Origin of the sequence: Jatrophihabitans sp. (assembly GCF_036388195.1) — a bacterium.
GTDB lineage: Bacteria > Actinomycetota > Actinomycetes > Mycobacteriales > Jatrophihabitantaceae > Jatrophihabitans_A.
In genome coordinates this window covers 1-21,064 of the sequence record NZ_DASVSG010000046.1, presented here as the reverse complement: position 1 = coordinate 21,064, position 21,064 = coordinate 1, and the positions used below count along the sequence as shown (strand labels likewise).

20 protein-coding genes and 1 pseudogene are annotated in these 21,064 nt (G+C 70.8%); 8 read left to right on the top strand and 13 right to left on the bottom strand.

The genetic code is table 11. The features are described from left to right. Positions 1–734: exodeoxyribonuclease VII large subunit (gene xseA / locus VF612_RS04340; RefSeq protein WP_408658626.1), on the top strand; the 734-nt coding region annotated here is incomplete at its 5' end. An 11-nt stretch (positions 735–745) separates the two neighbouring features. Next, a complete protein-coding gene (locus VF612_RS04335) occupies positions 746–961 on the top strand; it encodes an exodeoxyribonuclease VII small subunit (protein ID WP_408658625.1) in 216 nt (71 codons plus the stop codon). 71 nt (positions 962–1,032) lie between these two features. On the opposite strand, the gene VF612_RS04330 is transcribed toward VF612_RS04335, so the two are convergent. Both VF612_RS04330 and VF612_RS04325 read right to left on the bottom strand, forming a co-directional pair. After that, positions 1,033–2,973: a KedN5 family methylcobalamin-dependent radical SAM C-methyltransferase gene (locus VF612_RS04330; protein ID WP_408658624.1), complete on the bottom strand. Its 1,941-nt coding sequence runs from the start codon at positions 2,971–2,973 to the stop codon at positions 1,033–1,035. Between the two features lie 290 nt (positions 2,974–3,263). Beyond that, positions 3,264–3,803: a DUF4245 domain-containing protein gene (locus tag VF612_RS04325; protein WP_408658623.1), complete on the bottom strand. Its 540-nt coding sequence runs from the start codon at positions 3,801–3,803 to the stop codon at positions 3,264–3,266. A 159-nt stretch (positions 3,804–3,962) separates the two neighbouring features. Between VF612_RS04325 and glpX the strand changes: the two genes are divergently transcribed. The 4 genes and pseudogenes from glpX (at position 3,963) to VF612_RS04305 (ending at position 7,999) form a co-directional block, all read left to right on the top strand. Beyond that, on the top strand, positions 3,963–5,024 hold the full coding sequence (gene glpX, locus VF612_RS04320; protein ID WP_408658622.1) for a class II fructose-bisphosphatase: 1,062 nt from the start codon (positions 3,963–3,965) through the stop codon (positions 5,022–5,024). Between the two features lie 56 nt (positions 5,025–5,080). Next, positions 5,081–5,479: pseudogene (locus VF612_RS04315) on the top strand (YbjQ family protein); the annotation flags it as partial. A gap of 422 nt (positions 5,480–5,901) precedes the next feature. Beyond that, complete coding sequence (locus tag VF612_RS04310; RefSeq protein ID WP_408658621.1) at positions 5,902–7,383, top strand: class II fumarate hydratase; 1,482 nt, start codon at positions 5,902–5,904, stop codon at positions 7,381–7,383. A 34-nt stretch (positions 7,384–7,417) separates the two neighbouring features. Beyond that, entirely contained in the window at positions 7,418–7,999 is a 582-nt protein-coding gene (locus tag VF612_RS04305) for a pyridoxamine 5'-phosphate oxidase family protein (protein WP_408658620.1), read from the top strand. A gap of 10 nt (positions 8,000–8,009) precedes the next feature. Here the strand turns inward: VF612_RS04305 and VF612_RS04300 are convergent, their stop codons facing one another. The 5 genes from VF612_RS04300 to VF612_RS04280 all read right to left on the bottom strand — a co-directional run bounded on the left by VF612_RS04300 (position 8,010) and on the right by VF612_RS04280 (position 14,561). Then, positions 8,010–9,314, bottom strand: coding sequence for a PhoH family protein (locus VF612_RS04300; RefSeq protein WP_408658619.1), 1,305 nt, complete (start codon positions 9,312–9,314; stop codon positions 8,010–8,012). Positions 9,315–9,635: 321 nt separating this feature from the next. Beyond that, positions 9,636–10,403, bottom strand: a complete 768-nt coding sequence (locus VF612_RS04295; protein WP_408658618.1) for an isoprenyl transferase — start codon at positions 10,401–10,403, stop codon at positions 9,636–9,638. Positions 10,404–11,173: 770 nt separating this feature from the next. Further along, entirely contained in the window at positions 11,174–11,464 is a 291-nt protein-coding gene (locus VF612_RS04290; RefSeq protein ID WP_408658617.1) for a hypothetical protein, read from the bottom strand. A 9-nt stretch (positions 11,465–11,473) separates the two neighbouring features. Next, entirely contained in the window at positions 11,474–13,468 is a 1,995-nt protein-coding gene (locus VF612_RS04285; RefSeq protein ID WP_408658616.1) for a thioredoxin domain-containing protein, read from the bottom strand. A gap of 178 nt (positions 13,469–13,646) precedes the next feature. Next, on the bottom strand, positions 13,647–14,561 hold the full coding sequence (locus VF612_RS04280; RefSeq protein ID WP_408658615.1) for an aldose 1-epimerase family protein: 915 nt from the start codon (positions 14,559–14,561) through the stop codon (positions 13,647–13,649). Positions 14,562–14,669: 108 nt separating this feature from the next. On the opposite strand from VF612_RS04280, the gene VF612_RS04275 reads away from it, so the two are divergent. Continuing rightward, positions 14,670–16,424 (top strand): DNA polymerase, encoded by a 1,755-nt coding sequence (locus VF612_RS04275; RefSeq protein ID WP_408658614.1) that lies wholly within the window; start codon positions 14,670–14,672, stop codon positions 16,422–16,424. A gap of 84 nt (positions 16,425–16,508) precedes the next feature. Here the strand turns inward: VF612_RS04275 and VF612_RS04270 are convergent, their stop codons facing one another. Then, positions 16,509–17,369 carry an alpha/beta fold hydrolase gene (locus VF612_RS04270; RefSeq protein WP_408658613.1) on the bottom strand — a complete coding sequence of 287 codons (861 nt, stop codon included), beginning with the start codon at positions 17,367–17,369 and terminating at the stop codon, positions 16,509–16,511. Between the two features lie 20 nt (positions 17,370–17,389). On the opposite strand from VF612_RS04270, the gene VF612_RS04265 reads away from it, so the two are divergent. Next, positions 17,390–17,737: a DUF3817 domain-containing protein gene (locus VF612_RS04265; protein ID WP_408658612.1), complete on the top strand. Its 348-nt coding sequence runs from the start codon at positions 17,390–17,392 to the stop codon at positions 17,735–17,737. Positions 17,738–17,766: 29 nt separating this feature from the next. Here the strand turns inward: VF612_RS04265 and VF612_RS04260 are convergent, their stop codons facing one another. From VF612_RS04260 to VF612_RS04240, 5 genes are all read right to left on the bottom strand, one after another. Further along, complete coding sequence (locus tag VF612_RS04260; protein ID WP_408658611.1) at positions 17,767–18,510, bottom strand: acVLRF1 family peptidyl-tRNA hydrolase; 744 nt, start codon at positions 18,508–18,510, stop codon at positions 17,767–17,769. Then, complete coding sequence (locus VF612_RS04255) at positions 18,497–19,798, bottom strand: thymidine phosphorylase (protein WP_408658610.1); 1,302 nt, start codon at positions 19,796–19,798, stop codon at positions 18,497–18,499. The genes VF612_RS04260 and VF612_RS04255 overlap by 14 nt, the downstream gene beginning before the upstream one ends. Before the next feature lie 13 nt (positions 19,799–19,811). Continuing rightward, entirely contained in the window at positions 19,812–20,243 is a 432-nt protein-coding gene (locus VF612_RS04250) for a TA system VapC family ribonuclease toxin (RefSeq protein WP_408658609.1), read from the bottom strand. Then, complete coding sequence (locus VF612_RS04245; protein ID WP_408658608.1) at positions 20,240–20,509, bottom strand: DUF2191 domain-containing protein; 270 nt, start codon at positions 20,507–20,509, stop codon at positions 20,240–20,242. The genes VF612_RS04250 and VF612_RS04245 overlap by 4 nt, the downstream gene beginning before the upstream one ends. Positions 20,510–20,565: 56 nt before the next feature. Further along, positions 20,566–21,064, bottom strand: a 499-nt coding sequence (locus VF612_RS04240; protein ID WP_408658607.1) for a cytochrome P450, incomplete at its 5' end; no start/stop codon positions are given.

Sequence of the window (21,064 nt, the reverse complement as noted above, 5' to 3'; positions counted from 1 at the left end):
TGGAGAACACCCTGCGCCGGTTGCCGGGCGCGGTGTTCGCGATCGAGAACACCGCCACCCAGGGCAGCACCGCGGTCACCGAGATCATCGCCGCGCTGCGCAGGCTGGACGCCCGCCCCGACGTGGACCTGATCGTGATCGCCCGCGGCGGTGGCAGCGTCGAGGACCTGCTGCCGTTCTCCAACGAGGGCTTGCTGCGCGCGGTGTCGCAGCTGCGCACCCCGGTGGTGAGCGCCATCGGCCATGAGACCGACCAGCCGCTGCTGGACCTGGTCGCCGACCTGGCGGTGTCCACCCCGACGGATGCGGCGAAGCGGATCGTCCCCGACCTGCAGGCCGAGCTGAGCCAGCTCGCCGACGCGCGGGCCCGGCTGCGCGCCAGCGTGCACCGCCGGCTGGACACCGAGGACCAGCTGATGGCGGGCCTTCCGCAACGGCTGCGGCAGGGGGTCGGCAGGCTGATCTCGGCCGGCGAGCAGGAGTGCGAGCGGGCGGTGCACCGTAACCGCAGCACGCTGGCCGGCCTGCTGCAGCTTGCCGAGGCCGACATCGGCCAGCTGCTGGCCAGGGTGATCAGCCTGTCGCCGCAGGCGGTGCTCAACCGCGGGTACGCCGTGGTCTGGAACTCCGAGGGTGAGCTGGTGCGAGCCGTCAGCCAGACCTCGCCGGAGGAGCTGCTGCAGGTTCGGGTGGCCGACGGTGAGTTCTCGGTCAACGTCGCCGGCGGCGGCTAACCTTGCCTGCGATGAGCGAGAACCCCGAACCCGAGATCAGCTATGAGGCGGCTCGCGCGGAGTTGCGCGACATCGTGCAGGCGCTGGAGAGCGGCGGGCAGCCGTTGGAGGAGTCCCTGTCGCTGTGGCAGCGCGGCGAGGAGCTCGCCGGCATCTGCCAGCGCTGGCTGGACGGCGCCCGGACCCGCCTCGATGCCGCCATCGCGGCTACCGACGAGGCAGGCTGACGTCTCGCCACCGCCCGAGCTCGGCTGACCACCGCACGAGGCCGACGCCGAGAAAGGCCGGCGGGTGAGGGTCAGCCGACCGGCCGCGCGGCCTCCAGCTGGTCCGAGCGCTCGATGCGGCCCATGTACTGCAAGGACACCTCATGGCTGTCGATATGGGCCTCCAGCCCCAGCCACCACGACAGCTCGAACATGGTCGGAGCCGGCGCCGGCAGCTCGACCGGGGGCTCGGCGCGCAGCGCCGTCACCAGCGCCGGGACGTCGAGGTCGAACGGCTCGCTCCTGCGGTGGACCAGAACCCCGTCCTCCTCTGCGATGTCGCCGGGATCGACGTGGGAGGCGATCAGGGGCAGCGTCATCATGTCGAACCGGAACACCTCGTCCAGGAGCGACAGGTGCTCCGGCTGGATCAGCGGGCGGATCTGCTCGACCCACCACTGCGACAGCAGCCCGCGAACCTGGGGGTCCAGCAGCAGCGCGCGGACGGCCGCGTTCACCGTGGCCGGCTCGAGAATGGTGGTCGGCGACTTCAGCGCGCGTGCCGCCGGGTCGCCACAGGCGTCGAACCAGCGGGCCAGGCTGGTCAGCACCTGGGACTGGGTGAGCCCGGCGTAGGCGCGCAGCGGACGCCAGATATAGCGGAAGAACGAGTTCTCCGCGCAGGCCCGGGCCCACAGCAGGAAGCCCTGCATGGCGAGGTTCTCCTCGAAGGTCATCGTGTTCGAGGCGAGCACGTATTCGAAGTCGTCGGACTGTCCCCTGGTCGTGACCAGCCCGAACTCCTGCCGCTTGTCCGAGTACTCGGTGTTGGGCAGCAGCATCAGCGGATAGGCCGCGATCCGCGGCACGTGCAGCGACAGCTCGTCATAGCCGTGCAGGAAGGACTCCGCGGTCTCCCCCGGCGCGCCCCAGAGGATCTCGGCATAGGTGTCCAGCCCCTCCGCTGCCAGCCAGCGCGCCAGGGTCTGCCAGTCGTTCAACTTCATGTTGCGGCGGTTCATCCCCCGCAGCGCAGCGTCGTCCAACGTCTGCAATGCGATCGTGAACGAGGTGTGCAGCCCGGCCGCCTTCATCTGCTGCACGATGCGGTAGAACGTGGCGGACTTGTTCTTCGTCCAGGACGTCTCGATCGACCGTGGATACCCGGTCCGCTCACGCAGCTTGATGACGTCTTCGAGAAATTGCTCGTCCGCGGCCTGCATGCCGAAATTCGAATCGCAGAGAATGATGCTGTGCACCTTGTAGTGAGCGAATATCTCCAATTCAGCCATGAGCCGCTCACGCGGAAAGTTACGGAATTTCTGGCCGATCGCGCCGCCCCAATAACAAAAGGCGCAGTGATAGGGACAGCCGCGATTGGTCTCCATGATTGCCACGTCATAGCGGAACTTGCCGGCCTCGTCCGTCATGGGAATCGCGCCGGTCAGGAAAGGCGAGACGATCGTCGACAGGTCTAGGACGCCGGGGCGGGTTTTTGTAGTCACCATGGCGCCATCGGATTGCCGGAAGGAGATCCCGGCGATCGCGTGGCCGCCGGGCTCCGGGAACTCACCGGCCAGCCAGGCGCGCAGCACCTCGGGCAAGGTCAGCTCGCCCTCGCCGTTGACGACGACATCGACCTCCGGGCAGAGCCGGAAGACCCGTTCGCCCTGATTCGCGACGTGAGTTCCGCCGAGCACCACCAGCCCCGCAGGGTTGAGCTGCTTGAACGTCTCAGACAGCACCATGGCCTCGCGGAAGTTCCAGCCGAATACCGAGATGGCCAGAACATCGGGGACGGCGGTGGCGAACACGGCGGCAATGGCGCTGCCTACCGAAGTCGCTCCCCGAAAATTGACAATGATCGTCTCGCACTCGTCTTTCAATATCTCATCAGCATCGATGGCAGCCTTCAGGTAGCCGATGGCCAGTGGCATCGATTCCAGGGGCATTGCCCATACGCCTTGTTGTATGAGGGCTATACGCTTACGGCGCACGGATTGGCTCCTGCTTCTACCCGGGGTCGAGGGCATGCGAGCTAAGGTGATTGCGGTCACAGCGGGGGCTGTTGATCCACCCTACCTGCTGTTCTTCCGGCTCGGAATGGCTGCTCACACAACGACTGGCCTAACGGCCGGGCGCTCTGCGCAGTCATGCCGCAACCCCGTCCGCGCTGGGCCCGTAGCCGCTGAGAGCCCACGGTGACCGCACCGTTGAAGTCGTCCGCCAACACGGTGACCGCACCGGAGGAGTAGGCCTGCGGCCGGAGACACCGGGTGGAAATACCGTGCAGCGTGGCCCTGAGCAACTCCGACTCTTGCGGTCAGCCCACCGAGCCGGCCAGCTCCTCCAGCTCGGGCTGGGACGCGCTGCCGGTGACGATCACGGTCACCTTGCCGAAGGTGTGCCGCAGCAACCGCCGTCCGGATGTGGTGTCGTACTGCTGCCAGCTGGCGCCACCGATCGATGCTGCGCCCTCGGCCACCAGCGGGCCGTAGCGGGCGGCCACCGCGTCCGGCGCGTCAGCGCTCTGGAGCAGCTCGGCATACTTGCCGGCCGGGCTGACATATCCGATCCGGAAGCTCGCGGGCGCGGACGGGCCGGCCGGAACCAGCTCCGTCGACGTGGGCCGCCAGCCATCGCCCAGCCCGCTCGGCGTCAGCACTGCGAACCCGGCCTGCCGCTGGGCCGCCGCGATCGCCGGGGCTGGGTCGATGACGTGCACCCCCTCCGAAGCGCGGTCGCTCGGCCGGTTCAGCAGGACCACCACTCCGACGACCGCCAGCAGCGGCAGCAACGCCCGCCACAGGTTCGCGGGGGTGCGCAGCCGTTGCCGATCGGCCGGGTTCAGCGGGCGGGTCACCCCTCCATGGTCACCGGTAGCCGCCGGGCGCCGCCAACCAGGGGTCCGAGCCACTGCCCTGACCGGCCCGGCCGGTCAGCTAGGCGGCCGGTCAGCGCCGAGGCTAAGGTCTTGCCCACGAGCCCACACCGGAAGATGACGTCGAGAAAGGCCAGCCGCATGACTGACCCCGCACCGTCCGAGCACCGGGTCGACTCGACGGGCCTGGTCCCCCCGGAGCTGGCTGTCAGCCGCCAGGCGCCGGACCGCAACCTGGCGCTGGAGCTGGTCCGGGTGACCGAGGCGGCCGCGATGGCCGCCGCTCGGTGGGTAGGCCGGGGCGACAAGAACGGTGGCGACGGCGCGGCGGTCGACGCGATGCGCACCCTGATCGGCACAGTCTCGATGGACGGCGTGGTCGTCATCGGCGAGGGCGAGAAGGACCATGCCCCGATGCTCTACAACGGCGTGCGGGTGGGCGACGGCACCGGCCCGGTGTGTGACGTCGCGGTGGACCCGATCGACGGAACGACCCTGATGGCCAAGGGGATGCCGAACGCGATCGCGGTGATCGCGGTGGCCGAGCGCGGCTCGATGTTCGACCCGTCCGCGGTGTTCTACATGGAGAAGATCGTCACCGGCCCGGAGGCCGCCGACGTCATCGACATCACCGCGCCGGTGAAGGAGAACATCGCCCAGGTCGCCAAGGCCAAGGGCGGCAAGCCCGAGGACGTCACGGTGGTGATCCTGGACCGGCCCCGGCACGCCGACCTGGTGGCAGCCGTCCGCGCGGCCGGCGCCCGGATCAAGTTCATCTCCGACGGCGACGTGGCCGGCGCCATCATGGCGGCCCGGGCCGGCACCGGCGTGGACCTGCTGCTGGGCATCGGCGGCACCCCGGAGGGCATCATCGCCGCGGCGGCGCTGAAGTGCATGGGCGGCACGATCCAGGGCCGGCTGTGGCCGCAGAGCCCGGAGGAGCGCGAGAAGGCCCAGGACGCCGGACACGACCTCTCCCGGGTGCTCACCACCACGGATCTGGTGGCGGGCGAGGACGTCTTCTTCTGCGCGACCGGCATCACCGACGGCGAGCTGCTCCCGGGCGTGCGCTACCACCGTGGCTCGGTGGCCACCTCGTCCATCGTGATGCGCTCGAAGTCCGGCACGATCCGGGTGGTCGAGTCCCAGCACCAACTGTCCAAGCTCCGCGCGTACGCCTCGGTCGACTTCGACCGCAATTAGGCGGCAGCTGTCCATCGCGTCTTCGTCGGCATCGGCCCACCTCAGGAGAAGCCATCATGCTCTGCGTCACCATGAACGACATTCCGGGCTGGGAGATCCAGCGTGTCTGCGGCGAGGTCTTCGGGGTGACCGTGCGCTCGCGCAACGCCTTCTCCCAGATGGGAGCCGGCTTCAAGTCACTGGTCGGCGGCGAGCTGCAGGGCATGACCCGCAACGTCCTGCAGAGCCGCAACGAGGCGATGACCCGGCTCTTCGCCGAGGCCCAGGCCCGCGGCGGCAACGCCCTGGTCGCCATGCGCTTCGACACCACCGAGCTCGGCAACAACTGGAGTGAGATCTGCGCCTATGCCACCGCCGTGGTGGCCGTCCCGGTGACCGAGGCCGCCAAGCAGACGGCCCTGCAGCTCGGCTATGGCCAACCGGCCGGTTCCGCAGGACCGGGCCAACCGGGCCAGGGCCAACCGGGCCAGGGCCAACCGGGCCAGGGTCAACCGGGCCAGGGTCAACCGAGCCAGGGCATGCCGGGCCAGGGCATGCCGGGCCAGGGTCAACCGAGCCAGGGCCAACCGGGCCAAGGAGTGCCCGGTCAGGGGCAACCCGGCCTGGGGGCACCCGGTCAAGGCATGCCGCCCCAGCCGGCCGGCGGCCACCCGCAGGCTCAGCAGGGTTGGGAACAGCCCGGGCAGGGCGGGGGGCAGGCCAGCGGCCCGGGCTGGCGCCAGCCACCCAGCGAGCAGTAACCGCCGACGAGGACGTTGGCCCGGCCACAGCGTTAGCCCGGCCACAGCAGCCACCCTGCGGCCGGCCTCGCTGGCTAGGCTCTGCGCAAGAGTTGCTGTCACGGCAGCGACGCCGACACGCAGGGGAGCATCGGCCGATGTCTGAGCAGTCCATCCCGTCCTCGAGCCCGCAGCCCGCAGCCGCCGGCCATGCCGCGAGCGAGCAGGGCGCGGACGGTTCCTACCGGATCGAGAAGGATTCGATGGGCGAGGTCCGGGTCCCGGCCCAGGCCAGATGGCGGGCGCAGACCCAGCGCGCGGTGGAGAACTTCCCGATCTCGGGACAGCCGATCGAGCGGGAGCTGATTGCGGGGCTGGCCCTGATCAAGGGCGCCGGCGCACGGATCCGGGCCAAGCGGGGCCTGCTCGACCCAGCCAAGGCCGAGGCCATCGCCGCGGCCGCGGCCGAGGTCGCCCGGGGCGAATGGGACGACCAGTTCCCGATCGATGTCTTCCAGACCGGCTCCGGCACCTCCTCCAACATGAACGCCAACGAGGTGCTGGCCTCGCTGGCCTCTGAGAAGTTGAGCGCGGCCGGCCCGGTTCCGGTGCATCCCAATGACGACGTCAACGATCCGCTGTCGTCCAACGACCAGTTCCCGTCGGCGATCCACGTCGCCGCCACCAAGGCGGTGGTCTCTGACCTGATCCCGGCGCTGGAGCAGCTGGCGACGGCGCTGGAAGCCAAGGCCGCCGAGTTCGCCACCGTGGTGAAGTCCGGCCGCACCCACCTGATGGACGCCACCCCGGTCACCCTCGGCCAGGAGTTCGCCGGCTACGCCGCCCAGGTCCGCTACGGCATCGAACGGGCGCAGGACTGCCTGCCCCGGGTGGCCGAGTTGCCGCTCGGCGGCACCGCGGTGGGCACCGGCATCAACGCCCCCGCCGGGTTCGCCGCCGAGGTGATCGCCCTGATCGCAGCCGAGACCGGGCTGCCGCTGACCGAGGCCCGCAACCACTTCGAGGCCCAGGGCGCCCGGGACAGCCTGGTGGAGCTGTCCGGTGTGCTGCGCACCGTCGCGGTCGGCCTGAACAAGGTGAGCAACGACATCCGGTGGATGGGTTCCGGTCCGCGTACCGGGCTCACCGAGCTGTTCCTGCCCGACCTGCAGCCGGGCTCGTCGATCATGCCCGGCAAGGTCAACCCGGTCGTCCCTGAGGCGGTGCTCATGGTGTGCGCGCGGGTGATCGGCAACGACGCCACGGTCGCCTGGGCGGGCGCCTCCGGCAACTTCGAGCTGAACGTGATGCTGCCGGTGATGGCGCGCAACGTCCTCGAGTCGATCAGGCTGATCGCCAATGTGAGCAGGGTCTTCGCGGACCGGTGCGTGGCCGGCATCGAGGCCAATGTCGAGCGCTGCCGCGAGTACGCCGAGTCCTCCCCCTCGATCGTCACGCCGCTGAACCACTACGTCGGCTACGACGAGGCGGCCAAGATCGCCAAGCAGTCCCTGGCCGAGCGCAAGACCATCCGCGAGGTCGTGATCGAGCGCGGGCATGTCGAGTCCGGGGCGATCACCGAGGACAAGCTCGACGAGGTGCTCGACGTGCTGTCGATGACCCGCCCCGCCGGCCAGTAGGACTGAACCGCAACCGCTCTGCCAGGAGGCCGGGATGCATGTCTACGACGGCATCGACAGCACGCTGGCGGCCTGGCTGACCCGCCAGCCGGTCTTCTTCGTGGGCACCGCGCCGCTCAGTGGCGACGGTCATGTCAACGTCTCGCCCAAGGGCATGGCCGGCACCTTCGTGGTCTTCGATCCGCTCCGGGTCGGCTACCTCGACTACTACGGCTCCGGCTCGGAGACCATCGCTCACCTGCGGGAGAACGGCCGGATCACCTTGATGTTCGCCGCCTTCGAGGGCCGTCCCACCATCGTCCGGCTCTACGGCACGGGGCGGGTGGTGCTTTCCCAGGACGCGGAGTTCGCCTCGCTGCGAGCGGCCTTTCCCAAGCAGCGGGTCACCGCCCAGCGCGCCATCGTGATGGTGGACCTGGACCGGGTGAGTGACTCCTGCGGCTACGCGGTGCCGCTGATGGACTTCGTCGCCGACCGGACGGTGCTGGACCTGCGGCAGGAGAAGAAGGGCGCGGCGGCCTACCGTGCCTATCCCGAGACCACGAACGCGCAGTCGATCGACGGCCTGCCCGCGCTCGGCGACATCGCCGACCGGGCCCGCGAGCCGCTCGGCTGATTCCGGAGCGCTACAGGCTGACGTCCTCGAGCAGCTCGGTGACCAGGGCGGCGATCGGTGACCGCTCGGACCGGGTGAGCGTGACGTGGGCGAACAGCGGGTGCCCGCGCAGCGCCTCGATCACCGCCGCCACCCCGTCGTGCCGGCCGACCCGCAGGTTGTCGCGCTGGGCGACGTCGTGGGTGAGCACCACCCGCGAGCCCGAGCCGATCCGGGACAGCACCGTCAGCAGCACGTTGCGCTCCAGGGACTGCGCCTCGTCGACGATCACGAAGGAGTCGTGCAGGGACCGGCCGCGGATGTGGGTCAGCGGCAGCACCTCGACCATGCCCCGGTCCATCACCTCCTCCATCACGTCCTTGCTGACCAGCGCGCCCAAGGTGTCGAACACCGCCTGCGCCCACGGGGCCATCTTCTCGTTCTCGCTGCCGGGCAGGTAGCCCAGATCCTGGCCGCCGACGGCATACAGCGGCCGGAACACCACCACCTTCTTGTGCGCCCGTCGCTCCATCACCGCGTCGAGGCCGGCGCACAGCGCCAGCGCCGACTTGCCGGTGCCGGCCCGTCCGCCGAGCGAGACGATGCCCACCTCGGGGTCCAGCAGCAGGTCCAGCGCGATCCGCTGCTCGGCCGAGCGGCCCCGCAGCCCGAAGGCCTCGCGGTCACCGCGTACCAGCTTCACCTGCTTGTCGGGCATCAGCCGGGCCAGCGCCGAGCCACGGGCCGAGTGCAGCACCAGACCGGTGTGGCACGGCAACTCGGCCACCTTCAGCAGCTCTTCGGTCTCGGCGGCCTCTACCCGGTCGGCGTGGTACAGCGAGTCGATGACGGCGGTGGACACCTCGATCTCGGTCATCCCGGTCCAGCCCGAATCGATGCCCGGATGCACCCGGAACTCGTCGGAGCGCAAACCCACGGCGGCCGCCTTGACCCGCAGCGGCATGTCCTTGGACACCAGCACCACATCGCGGCCCTCGTTGGCGAGGTTCAGCGCCACCGCCAGGATCCGGGAGTCGTTGCTCTCCACCCGGAACCCGGCCGGCAACAGGGCAAGGTCGGAGTGGTTCAGCTCGACATGCAGGGTGCCGCCGTCCTCACCGACCGGCACCGGCGCATCGAGGCGGCCGTGCTTGATCCGCAGGTCATCCAGCGCGCGCAGGGTCTCCCGGGCGAACCAGCCCAGCTCGGGATGGTGGCGCTTGCCCTCCAGCTCGCCGATCACCACCAACGGCAGGACGACCTCGTGCTCACCGAAGCGGGCCAGCGCCCCTGGATCCGACAGCAGCACCGAGGTGTCCAGGACGAAGGTCTTCACGGCCGGTTCGGCAGCTTCTGTGGAGGTGACGCGAGTGGAGGTGGCGCGAGGGTGGGTCACATGGGGCTCCTGGGCGCTGCGGCATCGTCACGTGACCGACACCGTGGGCAGGCGTGGCACCAGCGCCTGCCGCTGTCGAGGGTTCCGGTCATCCCCCATGGTACGGGGGCGATGCCGTCCCCCACTGGCATTTCGCCACTGTCAAGGGACCTCCCGAGCGACCGGCCTGGTAGGTCGAGCCGCCTGTCACGGACGCTACGGCGGCCGGAGCGCGCCGACCCAGCGCCACGCCGTAGCCGGCGACTATCCCGGCCAGGCAGGTCAGCTGCCGAAGCGGCGCTGCCGTTCGGAGAAGTCCCGCAGCGCGCGCAGGAAGTCGGTCTTGCGGAAATCCGGCCAGAGCGCGTCGCAGAAGTAGAACTCCGAATGCGCCGACTGCCACAGCAGAAAGCCCGACAGCCGCTGCTCCCCCGAGGTTCTGATCACCAGATCGGGGTCGGGCTGGCCCTTGGTGTAGAGGTGCTCGGCGATGTGCTCGACGTCGATGATCTCTGCCAGCTCCTCGATGGAGGTGCCGGCCTGGGCCTGGGACTGCAGCAGCGAGCGCACCGCGTCGGCGATCTCGCGCCGGCCGCCGTAGCCGACCGCCAGGTTGACCGTCATGCCGGTCTTGCCGGTCGACCGTTCGGCGGCGGTCTTCAGCGCCTCGGCGGTGCCGGCGGGCAGGGTGTCCAGGGCGCCCACGACGTTGAGCTGCCAGGGCTGGTCGGCCGCCGACAGCTCCTCGGCGACGTTGGCGATGATGCGCAGCAGCGGTCCGACCTCGGCGGGATCGCGGTGCAGGTTGTCGGTCGACAGCAGCCAGAGGGTGACGTGCTGGACGCCGGCCTCGGCGCACCAGGCGAGCAGGTGGTCGATGTGGCTGGCGCCCGCCAGGTGGCCGTCGTTGATGTCGTCCAGCCCGGCGGCTCGGGCCCACCGCCGGTTGCCGTCGAGCATCACCGCTACGTGCCGGGGAACGGGGCGTCCGGCCAGCGATCTGAGCAGCCGGCGCTCGTAGAGCGAATAGAGGCCACTACGGACATTCACAAATTGCCACCTTAGACCCGCAGGCCGCACGAGTCAGGTATCTCGAGGCAGCCACGCGGTGGCGGCAGGCGGTGGGGGCGGGCATGCCTTGCTGGTGGGCATGCCCTTCGCCGTCCTGGTGGCTCCCGGGCATCTACCTTCCCGGCTTCCGGTGCCAGACGGGATGCCCCCACCCGGGCCACGGAACTGTGCGCCATTACTGAGACGGCCCTGTGACGGTGCTATTGCCACGCTCTGTAATTGAGTAGTGACTTAATTGCATCTTGTGTGGTCTAGGTTAGTTACTCATACTAGTTGCACGGGGAAATGAGCGGTACTTGGGGGGAACGCAAGCACCGCGGGGATGCAGTACCAGCTAGGGGAAAGCAGCACCAACGGGGACGCAGTACCAGCAAGAAGAGCAGTGCCAGCAAGGGGGACGCAGTACCAGCAAGGAAGGGCAGTACCGCAAGGGGAAAGCGGTACCGCAACGGGGAAGAAGTACCAGCGCGGGGGAATGCAGTAAAGCGCGAGGCAGGGATGCTCCGCAGGTACCGGTACGGGACTGCCGGTACCTGCGGAGCATCTTTTGTCGCCAGACAATTGTCCGGTTTTCAGACCCTGTCCGATTTCCAGAACTGTCCGATTCAGATCCTGCCGGTTTCAAAGATCCTGTCCGTTTTCAAGATCCGAATTGTCATGACATTGCCAGCGAGGTGATCCGTCCCAGCCGCGCATTCTTTAGGCCGTGCGGCCTGCCGGCTGGGGACATCGTTGGCTCGTAGCGGCGGTTATCCGCCGTCCCGGCGATGATCGGGCCCGGATTCCTCGACGGGACCCAGCCCACCGGCCATGTCGTCACCGGGCAAGGAGCCGCCATCAGACCCGTCGCCGGCGGGATCCTCAGCACCCGGCTCGCGGTCGAAGATGAGCCAGTAGCAGGCCGTCACCAGGCAGAGCCCGCCGAGCAGCAGATCAGCCCGGTCGCCGGTTGAGCGGTAGTGCGCTCCGAACGCCACCGCTGCGACCAGCGCGAAGCCGCCGACCAGCCAGCGGAAGCCGGGTGGCTGCGTCCTCATCATGGGTTCAGGCTAGGCGTTGGGTTGGTTCCCCCGGTCGAGTGCCGCCAGCAACTCGGCCACCGTGCCGGCCGGACGCTCGCAGACGAAGCCCCGGCAGACGTAGGCGGCGGGCTCCCCCGCCACCAGCGGGCGGTTGGCGAGCAGCGGCAGGCCCGGCGCGTCGGGCTGGCCGAACGCCAGCACCAGCCCCGGTGAGGTGCTGTTGCGGGCCGCCGTCAGCAAGCCGTGGGCCGCCGGGCCCGATCCCACGATCGCCACCTGCAAGGGCCCGGCCCAGGCTGCCTCGGCGACCGCCAGGGTCCAGCCGGCGAACCGGGGCTCCCGCACGGCGAGCTCGCCAGCCGCAGCCAGCGCCGCATCGGCAGCCTCCCGATGCCGGGTCGAGCCGGTCAGCGCCGCATAGCTGAGCAGGGCGCCGGCCAACGCCGACTGGCCGGACGGCGAGGCGTTGTCCGAGGCGTCGCGCGGCCGGCTGAACAGGGTCTCGGCGTCATCAGCGGTGTCGAAGAAGCCGCCCGCGTCGTCGGCGAATCGGGTCAACGCCACCTCCAGCAGGCGCCCGGCCGCCTCCAGCCAGCGCGGTTGCGCGGTGGCCTGGTGCAGCGCCAGCAACCCCTCGGCGAGGTCGCCGTAGTCCTCGGCCACCCCCATCGCGTCGCTGACCGACCCCGCCAGCGACGAGCGGCGCAACCGGCCGTCGACCAGATGCCGGTCGAGCAGGAAATCGGCGCAGCGCTGGGCAGCGGCAAGGTAGTCCGGCTGCTCCAGCAGCACGCCGGCCTCGGCGAGCGCCGCGATCGCGAGGCCGTTCCAGGCGGTGATCGCCTTGTCGTCGCGAGCCGGTTGCGGACGGTCGTTGCGGGCGGCGAGCAGCCTGTCCCGGACTCCGGCCCACCATCTGCGGTCGCGGGGGTCCGAACGCAGCTGCAGCGTCGAGCTGCCCAGCTCGAAGGTGCCCTGTGCGGTGACGCCGAGCAGTCCGGCCGCCGCGGCGCCATCGGCCTCGCCGAGCACCTCGGTCAGCTGCTGCGGCGTCCACGCGTAGGTCAGGCCCTCGACGCCTTCGGTGTCGGCGTCCAGCGCGGAGGCGAACACGCCCTCCTCGGTGCCCAGATCGCGCAGCAGGAACCGCGCGGTCTCGTGCGCGACCCGTTCAGCCAGCGGTGACCGGGTGGCCCGCCACAGGTGCAGATAGACCCGCAGCAGCTGTGCGTTGTCGTAGAGCATCTTCTCAAAGTGCGGCACGACCCATTCGGCGTCGACGGAGTAGCGGGCGAAGCCGCCGGCCAGCTGGTCGTAGATGCCGCCCCGGGCCATCGCCTCGCACGTCCCCCGGACCTGCTCCAGCGCCTCCGGAGCGCCGGTGCGGGCGTGGTGGCGCAGCAGGAACTCCAGCACCATGGACGGCGGGAACTTCGGCGCGGACCCGTACCCTCCGTGGACCCGGTCGTAGTGCTGTCCCAGCCGGGCGGCGGCCTCCTGCAGGTCGGCCGGGGCCAGGCCGCGCGGCTCACCGGAGGCCAGCGCCGTCTGCAGCGCCTGCACGATCCGACCGCTGGTGGCCAGCACCTCGTCCTGCCGGTCCGTCCAGGCCTGGGTGACCGCGTCCAGCAGCCGCAGGAAGCCCTCCCTGGGGAAGTAGGTTCCGCAGAAGAACGGCTCACCGGACGGGGTCAGCAGGCAGGTCATCGGCCAGCCGCCGTGCCCGGTCATCGCGGCGGTGGCGGCCATGTAGATGGCGTCGATGTCCGGCCGCTCCTCGCGGTCGACCTTGATCGACACGAACCGGTCGTTGAGCGCCGCCGCCACCTCCTTGTCCTCGAAGGACTCGTGCGCCATCACATGGCACCAGTGGCAGGCGGAGTAGCCGACACTCAGCAGCACCGGGACGTTGCGGCGGCGCGCTTCGGCGAAGGCCTCCTCGCACCAGGGCCACCAGTCCACCGGGTTGTCGGCATGCTGGGCCAGGTAGGGGCTAGTCGCGCTAGCCAGCCGGTTCGTCATGTCAGACCTCCTTCACGCCGCGTGAGCGGCGGCAGGTGCTCCACGCTATGCCAGCATGCGGCCGGGCCCAACTACCAGGATTGCGGGCAGTGACTGCACCTCGACGCAGCGTGGGCGGGCGGGAATTCCTGAGTCGGCTGGGGCTGTCTCGGGCTTCCTCGGCCGAGCTGCGGGCTTCTCAGCCGAGCTGCGGGCGGACACCCCAGCTGGCAGACCACGGCGCTCCCGGCTCCAGCATGATCAGGTCGGCGCCGGAGTTGAACGCATCCGGCGCACACGTCATCGCCTCGACCGCGAGGCTGCGCCGGAAGCGCTCGGAATCGGGCTCGAAGTAGTCGGAGGTGTAGACCTGCCACCAGGTGAAGTCCGGCTCTGCCCAGATGGCCACGGCGGACCCGCGGCTGGACAGCACCGCCTCGCTGATCCCCGCGAAGTCCGGGGTGACCGCTGTGAAGGCGGTGTCCAACCGGAGCCCACCCAGCGCCCGGGGCCTGGTGAAGTCCAGCTCCGAGCCAGCGGTCGGGCGCAGCGCCACCGGCAGCAGGCTCGAGTCGGTCTCCAGCCACTGGCCGGCCGGCAACAGCAGCTCGATGTCGTCCACCCGGGCATCCGGCAGCCTGAAGAACGGATGGGTCGCCACCCCGAACGGGGCCGGCTCGCTGCCGGTGTTCAGCGCGCCGAGCTGGCACCGGAGACCGTCGGCCGACAGCGACCAGGTCACCGTGACCCGCAGCTGGAAGGGGTAACCGGCGCTGGGCCCGATCGGCACGCCCAGCGTGACCGCGTCCGCGCTGACGGCGTCGAGCTGCCACAGCACGTCGCTGACCAGGCCGTGCAGCGCCGCGCCGGTGCCCGGTTCGGTGACCGGCAGCTGATGCTGCCGCCCGTTCCGGCTCCACCGGCCGTCGCGGATCCGGTTGGGCCACGGGGCCAGCACGGCGCCGTTGAAGGCCGGGGGCCGCTCGTCGTCTGCGAACCCGTCGACGATGTCCACGCCGTCCACCGAGTAGCTCTGCAGCGCGCCACCCCGCTGGACCACCGAGGCCCGCTGGGTGCGGTGTTCCAGATCCCATCGCTGGCCGTTGATCGTCATGACGCGGCTGCCCTTCCGGCGGTTCGACCTCTTCTCAGGATCCAACCTACTGGCGTTCTCGGGCGCGGGCGGCGACCGGGCGGCGGCCCGCTTTGACAGGATGGGCAGGTGCCACACCAGCCCGACACCACCGACGGGCTGCTGGCCGAGCTGCGCCGGCGAGGCCTGGCCCGGGGCGGCTTTCTCGCGCTGGCCCTGGCGCCCGGGCGCGGTCTGGGCATCGCCGAGCCGGCCGGCGGCCGGTGGGGGCTGGCAACCGGCGAGCCTGCCGCCACGGTTGCCCGGCTCGAGGAGGAGTTTCGTCCCCGCTGGGTGTGGTGGTCCCAGCAGACGCCGATCGAGCTCACCCGGGCCGGCGTGCGGGTGGCGACCTGCTGGGATCTGGTCGCCGTGCACCGGCTGATCTTCGGCGGCTGGCACAGCGAGCCGGCGCTGATCTGGGCTGCCCTGCACGATCTGGACCCGGCCTCGACCCCGGGCACCGGGCAGCTCGACCTGTTCGGCGATGCCGGGGACGAGGGCACCGACCCGGAGGAGCCGGTGCGGCCCGATCAGCACTTGCGTCCGGAATGGGCCAGCGGCGGCTGGGCGCGCGACCCGGCGCGGCTGGCCCGGTGGGCACAGACCGCGCTGCGGGCCAGCGAGCTGCAACGCCAGCGGCTGGACGCGGCACCTGCCGCCGGGAACGTGCTCGCCACCGCGCGCTCGGAGTCGGCCGCCGAGCTGCTGTGCGCCGAGCTGGCGGTGGACGGCCTGCCGCTCGACCTGGACCGCGCTGAGGAGATCATCGCCTCGTTCGCCGGTCCGCGGCCCCGCGATGCCGTGGACGCTGCCCTGGTGCGCGAACGCCGCGACAGCGCGGTGCTGCGGCTGCTGCCCGATCCGGACGGGATCGACCTGCGCAACCCGGCCCAGGTCCGCGCCATGCTGGCCAGGGTAGGCATCGACGTGCCGGACACCCGGTCCTGGCGGCTGGAACGGTTCCTCGGGGCGCACCCGGTGGTGGAGGCGCTGCTGGCCTGGCGCAAGGCCGAACGGATCGCGACCACCTACGGCTACGACTGGCTGGCCCGCAACGTCGGCCCGGACGCCCGGTTGCGTGGCGCCTGGAGCGGTTCGGACGGCGCCGCCGGGCGGATGACCGCCCAGGCCGGCCTGCACAACCTGCCCGCGGACCTGCGGCCCGCGGTGGCGGCGGCGGCCGGCCACGTGTTCGTCCGGGCCGATCTCGGCCAGATCGAGCCGCGGGTGCTCGCCGCGGTCTCCGGGGACCGGTCGCTGGCCAAGGCCACCCAGGACGATGACCTCTACGCCCCGGTGGCCAGCCAGCTCGGCGTCGAGCGCCCGACCGCCAAGGTCGCGATGCTGGCGGCGATGTACGGCCAGACCTCCGGCACGGCCGGCCAGGCGCTGCAAGGCATGGAGTCGGCCTACCCGGTGGCCATGCGCTACCTGCGGGATGCCCATGACGCCGGGCGCGCGGGCCGGTCGGTGCGCACCTACGGCGGCCGGTTGGTGCGGATGTGGCCCATCCCGCCCGGCCTGGACGCCGAGCAGGAACGCTCCGCCATCGCAAGCCGCGGCCGGTACGCGCGCAACGCCGTGGTGCAGGGCGCCGCGGCCGAGCTGTTCAAGGCATGGGCGGTGACCGTGCGGGCCCGCGGACTGCCATGGCAGGCACGGGTGGTGCTCTGCCTGCACGACGAGTTGCTGGTGCACGCGCCGGCCGAGCACGGGCCCGCGGTGCGGCAGTTGGTGACCGACTGCCTGCAGGAGGCCGCGGCCGGGTGGGCGCCGGACGGATCGGTGCGCTTCGTCGCCGACGTCAGCGTGATCGCGCGCTGGTCGGAGGCCAAGGGCTGATGTGGGTCTGCGGCTGATCGGGGTGCCAGCTGGCTGATCGGGTGCCAGCTGGCTGATCGGGGTGTCAGCTGGCTGATCGGGGTGTCAGCTGGCGGCGATGAAGTCCGACAGCACCTGCACGAACCGGTGTGCCGAGTGATGATGCGGTTGGTGGGTGGAGCCGGGAAAGATCTCCAGCGTGCTGTTGCGCAGGTGGGCGTGGGTCTCATGCGCGTGCGTCACCGGCACCACCGGGTCACGCTCGGACCAGATGATCAGGGTGGGCAGGTCGAGCTGGACATGGTCCAGCTCCAGCAGCGAACCGCGTTGCCCGAACGGGTCGATCGCCATCTTCAAGGTCTGGAAGAACGCCGTCCGGGCCGGTGGCGAGGCGAGTCCCCGGCCGACCCGGCCGAGGTTGGCGACCACGTCCGGGCTGAGCCGCAGCGAGCGGTGCAGCCGTGGCCGGCGGTAGAGGGCCGCGGTGCGGTGATTGACCACGAACCGCACCAGGCTGTGCGCGCCGGGCAGCGTGGCCGCCCGCAGCAGCGGATGCACCCGGCGTCCCAGGCCGCCTGCTGAGACCAGCACCAGCCTTCGCACCAGCTCCGGATGGTCAAAGGCCAGCTGCATCGCCACCGCGCCGCCGAAGGAGTGCCCCACCACGGTCGCCTGCCGCGCGCCGAGTTCGGTCAGCAACGCCGCCAGGCTGTCGGCGAAGTCGGGGAGCTCATAGCCGTCCGCGGGCTTGTCGGAGTCACCATGCCCCAGCAGGTCCGGCGCCAGCACCCGGTGGCCGAGGTCGGCGAGCTGCGCGGCAGCGCGGTTCCAGGTGGTGCTGTCGGAGACCATGCCATGGATCAGCAGCACCACCGGCGCGTCGACGGGACCGAAATCCTGATAGGACAGCAGCCTGCCCTGGTGCCTGATCACGCCACGCTGGGCCACCGCCTCATGATGCCCCATGCCCGCCCTACGCTGGGCGCATGCCCATCCGAGGAACTCCAGTCACGCCTACCGCACCAGGCCGGGCCGGGTCCGCCTTGACGATCCAGGCGTTCCGGGCGGTGGCGATTGCCGAGGCGACGTCCTGGCTGCTGCTGATCGTCGCGACGATCGTGAAGCACACCGCGGACGCCCCGATCGGCGTGCACGTGCTGGGCCCGATCCACGGAGCGCTGTTCGTGGCCTACGTGCTGCTGGCACTGGTGGTGACCTACCAGCTGCGTTGGAGCGCCCGGACGCTGCTGGTGGTGCTGGCCGAGTCGGTGCTGCCGGGCGGTGGCTTCCTGGCGGCCCGACGGTCGGAGCTGAATCGGTCACCGGCTCGCTGACCCGGCAGCCGGGCTTTCGGCAGCCGGGCTCAGGGGAAAATGGCGATCCGGACCGAGAGGAACTGTTCCGGGGTCGCCTGCAGGACCTTCAGCCGCGGGTCGGGCACGGTCAGGAACGGCGGGGTGCGCAACGGCAGCAGCGGCGCCAGCCGGGGCTCGGACAGCGCGGCCTCGACCGCGGCCTTGTCGCCGCCGCAGATCAGCGCGGCAAGCCGGCCGGCCTCCGGCAGCAGGATCCGGACGGCCACCTCGGCCGCTTCGGCGAAAGCGTGGCGTGCCTGGTTCGCCCGGCGCCGGGCGAAGCGCTGCTGTGACCAGCCACCGGCCTTGGTAGTGCCCTGGACGTAACCCGAACCGACCTTGGACGACACCAGCTCGGCGCCGTCGAACACCCCGGCCGCGTACCCGCCCCGGCGCACCAGCAGCACGCCGATCCGGCGCGGCTGGCTCAGATGCAGCTGCAGGGAGGTCAGCGGACGGGACACGGTCGGCTGCCAGGGCCGGAACGGCACCTCGAGCCATACCCTTGATCCGTCGGCGGCGCTGATCACCACCTGCTCGGGAGAGCTCTCGTCCGGCAGCAGCCGGGTCTGCAGGCTGCCGTGCCGGTCGGCGAAGCCGTCGAGCCATTTCGGCAGCCGGGCCGCCGGCACGGTCAGCCGGCGGGCCTGCTGAGGGATCGCGAACTCAGGCGGCTCAGGCGGCTCAGGCGGCTCGGGCAGCTCGGGCAGCTCAGGCGGCTCAAGCGGCTGGGGTGGCTCAGGCGCTGACACGCTCGATCACCAGCGGCTCCGCGGCGAAGCCGGAGCCGGCGCCGATGTCGAAGCCGCCGTCCAGGGCCTGCAGCGCACGCTCGAACCGGGCCGGGTCATCGGCGTGCAGCTCCAGCAGCGGCTGCCCGGCCCGGACCTGGTCGCCGGGCTTGGCCCGCAGCACCACGCCGGCCCCGGCCGACACCGGATCCTCCTTGCGCGCCCGGCCGGCGCCGAGCCGCCACGCCGCGACCCCGACCGCGTAGGCATCCAGCCGGGTCAGCACTCCGGAGGCGGGGGCGCTCAGCACGTGTTTCTCGGCGGCCCCGGGCAGATCGGCATCCGGATCTCCGCCCTGTGCGGCGATCATCGCCCGCCAGACGTCCATGGCACGACCGTCGGCAAGGGCCTCGCCCGGATCGACCCCGGTGATGCCCGCGCCGGCCAGCATCTCCACGGCCAGCGCGACCGTCAACTCCACCACGTCGGGCGGCCCGCCGCCGGCCAGCACCTCCACCGCCTCCCGCACCTCCAGGGCGTTGCCGGCGGTGAGCCCGAGCGGCGTGTTCATGTCGGTGAGCAGGGCCACGGTATGGGTGCCGGCCGCGGTGCCCAGCGCCACCATCGTCTCGGCGAGGGCCCGGGCGTCCTGCCGGTTCTTCATGAACGCTCCGGTGCCGACCTTGACATCGAGCACCAGCGCTGCGGACCCCTCGGCGATCTTCTTGCTCATGATGGAGCTCGCGATCAGGGGGATCGCCTCGACGGTGCCGGTGACGTCGCGCAGCGCGTAGAGCTTGCGGTCCGCCGGCGCGAGCTCATCCCCCGCTGCGCAGACCACCGCGCCGACCGAGTCCAGCTGCGCGAGGAACTCCGCGTTGGACAGGTTCGCCCGCCAGCCAGGAATGGACTCCAGCTTGTCCAGGGTGCCGCCGGTGTGCCCCAGCCCGCGTCCGGACAGCTGGGGCACCGCGGCGCCCAGCGCCGCCACCAGCGGCGCCAGCGGCAGGGTGATCTTGTCGCCGACCCCGCCGGTGGAGTGCTTGTCGGTGGTCGGCCGGCGTACCGCCGACAGGTCCAGCCGCTCGCCCGAGGCGATCATGGCCTGGGTCCAGCGGGCCAGCTCGTCGGGCTCCATGCCGTTGAGCAGGATCGCCATGGCCAGCGCCGCCATCTGCTCGTCGGCCACCACACCGCGGGTGTAGGCGTCGATCACCCAGTCGATCTCGGCGTCCGGAATCCGCCGGCGGTCGCGTTTGGCGCAGATCACGCTGACGGCATCGAAGGGTTCGGCAGGGCTGGCTGGCATGGACAGAAGCCTCTCACGCAAGCAGGCTGCGGGTGGTGAGGGCCGGGAACCGGCTGAAGTCGCGGTCCATCGTCAGCAGCGCGCGCACCCCGTGGTCCAAGCAGATCGCGGCGATCTCGGCGTCATGCACCGCGGCCCCGATCAACCCCGCCGGACTGAGCAGCCGGCTGAGCGTGTGCAGATGCAGCGGCGACTCGGCGAGCAACCGCACCGTAGGCGACTCGGTCCACGCGGCGATCTGGTCGAGCGCGATGGCCGGCGGGGTGGGGGTGGGATAGATCCGGGGATGCGTCACCACACCGTAGAACTCCTGCAGGCACGGCCACGGCAAGGCCCAGGTCGTGCTTCCCTCGGCAAGGGCGCGGACAGCCGCGGCGGCCTGAGAATGGAAGGGGCTGTCCGGACGGTGGGCATACACCAAGATGTTGGTGTCGACGGCGATCATCGGAGTTGGGAGCGGAACGGTTCCGGCACCGGATAGATCTCGTCTCGGATCCGTTCCCAGCCGGCATGTGCGAACTCCGCCGTAATGCCGCCGGTCCCATAGCTGACATCGCGCAGGGTGAAGCTCGTCGTCGCCTCAGCCTGGGCCTCGGCCAGCAGCTTGACCAGTGCCTGCTCGACCAGGCTCTTCGTAGTGGTGCCGCGCTGCTTGGCCAGCTGCTTGACCTCACGCAGCAGTGGCTCGGAGATGTCGAAGCTGGTCTTCATACCGCTCACGGTACCACCGAATACCGCTAGCGGTATTCAGTATTGTGGAGAACCCGTCAGGCGAGCAGCACCGGCAGCGACGAGACGCCCCGGATCACGAACTCCCGCCGGCGCAGCCCCCGCAGGTCCTCGGTCGCGGGCCGCAGCCCCGGAAAGCGGCGCAGCAACGTACGCAACGAGGTCTGCAGCTCCACCCGGGCCAGCGGCGCGCCGACGCAGAAGTGGATGCCGGCGCCGAAGCCCAGGTGGGGGTTGTCCGGCCGCCCGACGTCCAGGCGGTCGGGGTCCTCGAACACCGCCGGATCCCGGTTGGCCGACCCCAGCAGGGCCGCGATCTTCTCCCCCGCCCGGACGGTGACCTCCCCGATCCGGGTGTCGGTGATCGCGGTGCGCTCGAACAGCTGCAGCGGCGAGTCGAAGCGCATCAGCTCCTCGACCGCCGTCGGCAGCAGGCCGGGGTCCTCGCGCAGCCGCCGCAGCTGGTCGGGGTGCTCGAGCAGCGCCAGCAGGCCGTTGCCGCTGACGTTGACCGTCGCCTCGTGCCCGGCGTCGAGC

Bases quoted from the DNA above. Each gene is read 5' to 3' on its own strand.
- VF612_RS04335 (WP_408658625.1), top strand. From the start codon at position 746: ATGAGCGAGAACCCCGAACCCGAGATCAGCTATGAGGCGGCTCGCGCG.
- VF612_RS04270 (WP_408658613.1), bottom strand. From the start codon at position 17,369: ATGGGGCATCATGAGGCGGTGGCCCAGCGTGGCGTGATCAGGCACCAG.
- VF612_RS04330 (WP_408658624.1), bottom strand. From the start codon at position 2,973: ATGCCCTCGACCCCGGGTAGAAGCAGGAGCCAATCCGTGCGCCGTAAG.
- VF612_RS04310 (WP_408658621.1), top strand. From the start codon at position 5,902: ATGTCTGAGCAGTCCATCCCGTCCTCGAGCCCGCAGCCCGCAGCCGCC.
- VF612_RS04290 (WP_408658617.1), bottom strand. From the start codon at position 11,464: ATGATGAGGACGCAGCCACCCGGCTTCCGCTGGCTGGTCGGCGGCTTC.
- VF612_RS04245 (WP_408658608.1), bottom strand. From the start codon at position 20,509: ATGAAGACCAGCTTCGACATCTCCGAGCCACTGCTGCGTGAGGTCAAG.
- glpX (WP_408658622.1), top strand. From the start codon at position 3,963: ATGACTGACCCCGCACCGTCCGAGCACCGGGTCGACTCGACGGGCCTG.
- VF612_RS04280 (WP_408658615.1), bottom strand. From the start codon at position 14,561: ATGACGATCAACGGCCAGCGATGGGATCTGGAACACCGCACCCAGCGG.
- VF612_RS04255 (WP_408658610.1), bottom strand. From the start codon at position 19,798: ATGCCAGCCAGCCCTGCCGAACCCTTCGATGCCGTCAGCGTGATCTGC.
- VF612_RS04285 (WP_408658616.1), bottom strand. From the start codon at position 13,468: ATGACGAACCGGCTGGCTAGCGCGACTAGCCCCTACCTGGCCCAGCAT.
- VF612_RS04265 (WP_408658612.1), top strand. From the start codon at position 17,390: ATGCCCATCCGAGGAACTCCAGTCACGCCTACCGCACCAGGCCGGGCC.
- VF612_RS04305 (WP_408658620.1), top strand. From the start codon at position 7,418: ATGCATGTCTACGACGGCATCGACAGCACGCTGGCGGCCTGGCTGACC.
- VF612_RS04250 (WP_408658609.1), bottom strand. From the start codon at position 20,243: ATGATCGCCGTCGACACCAACATCTTGGTGTATGCCCACCGTCCGGAC.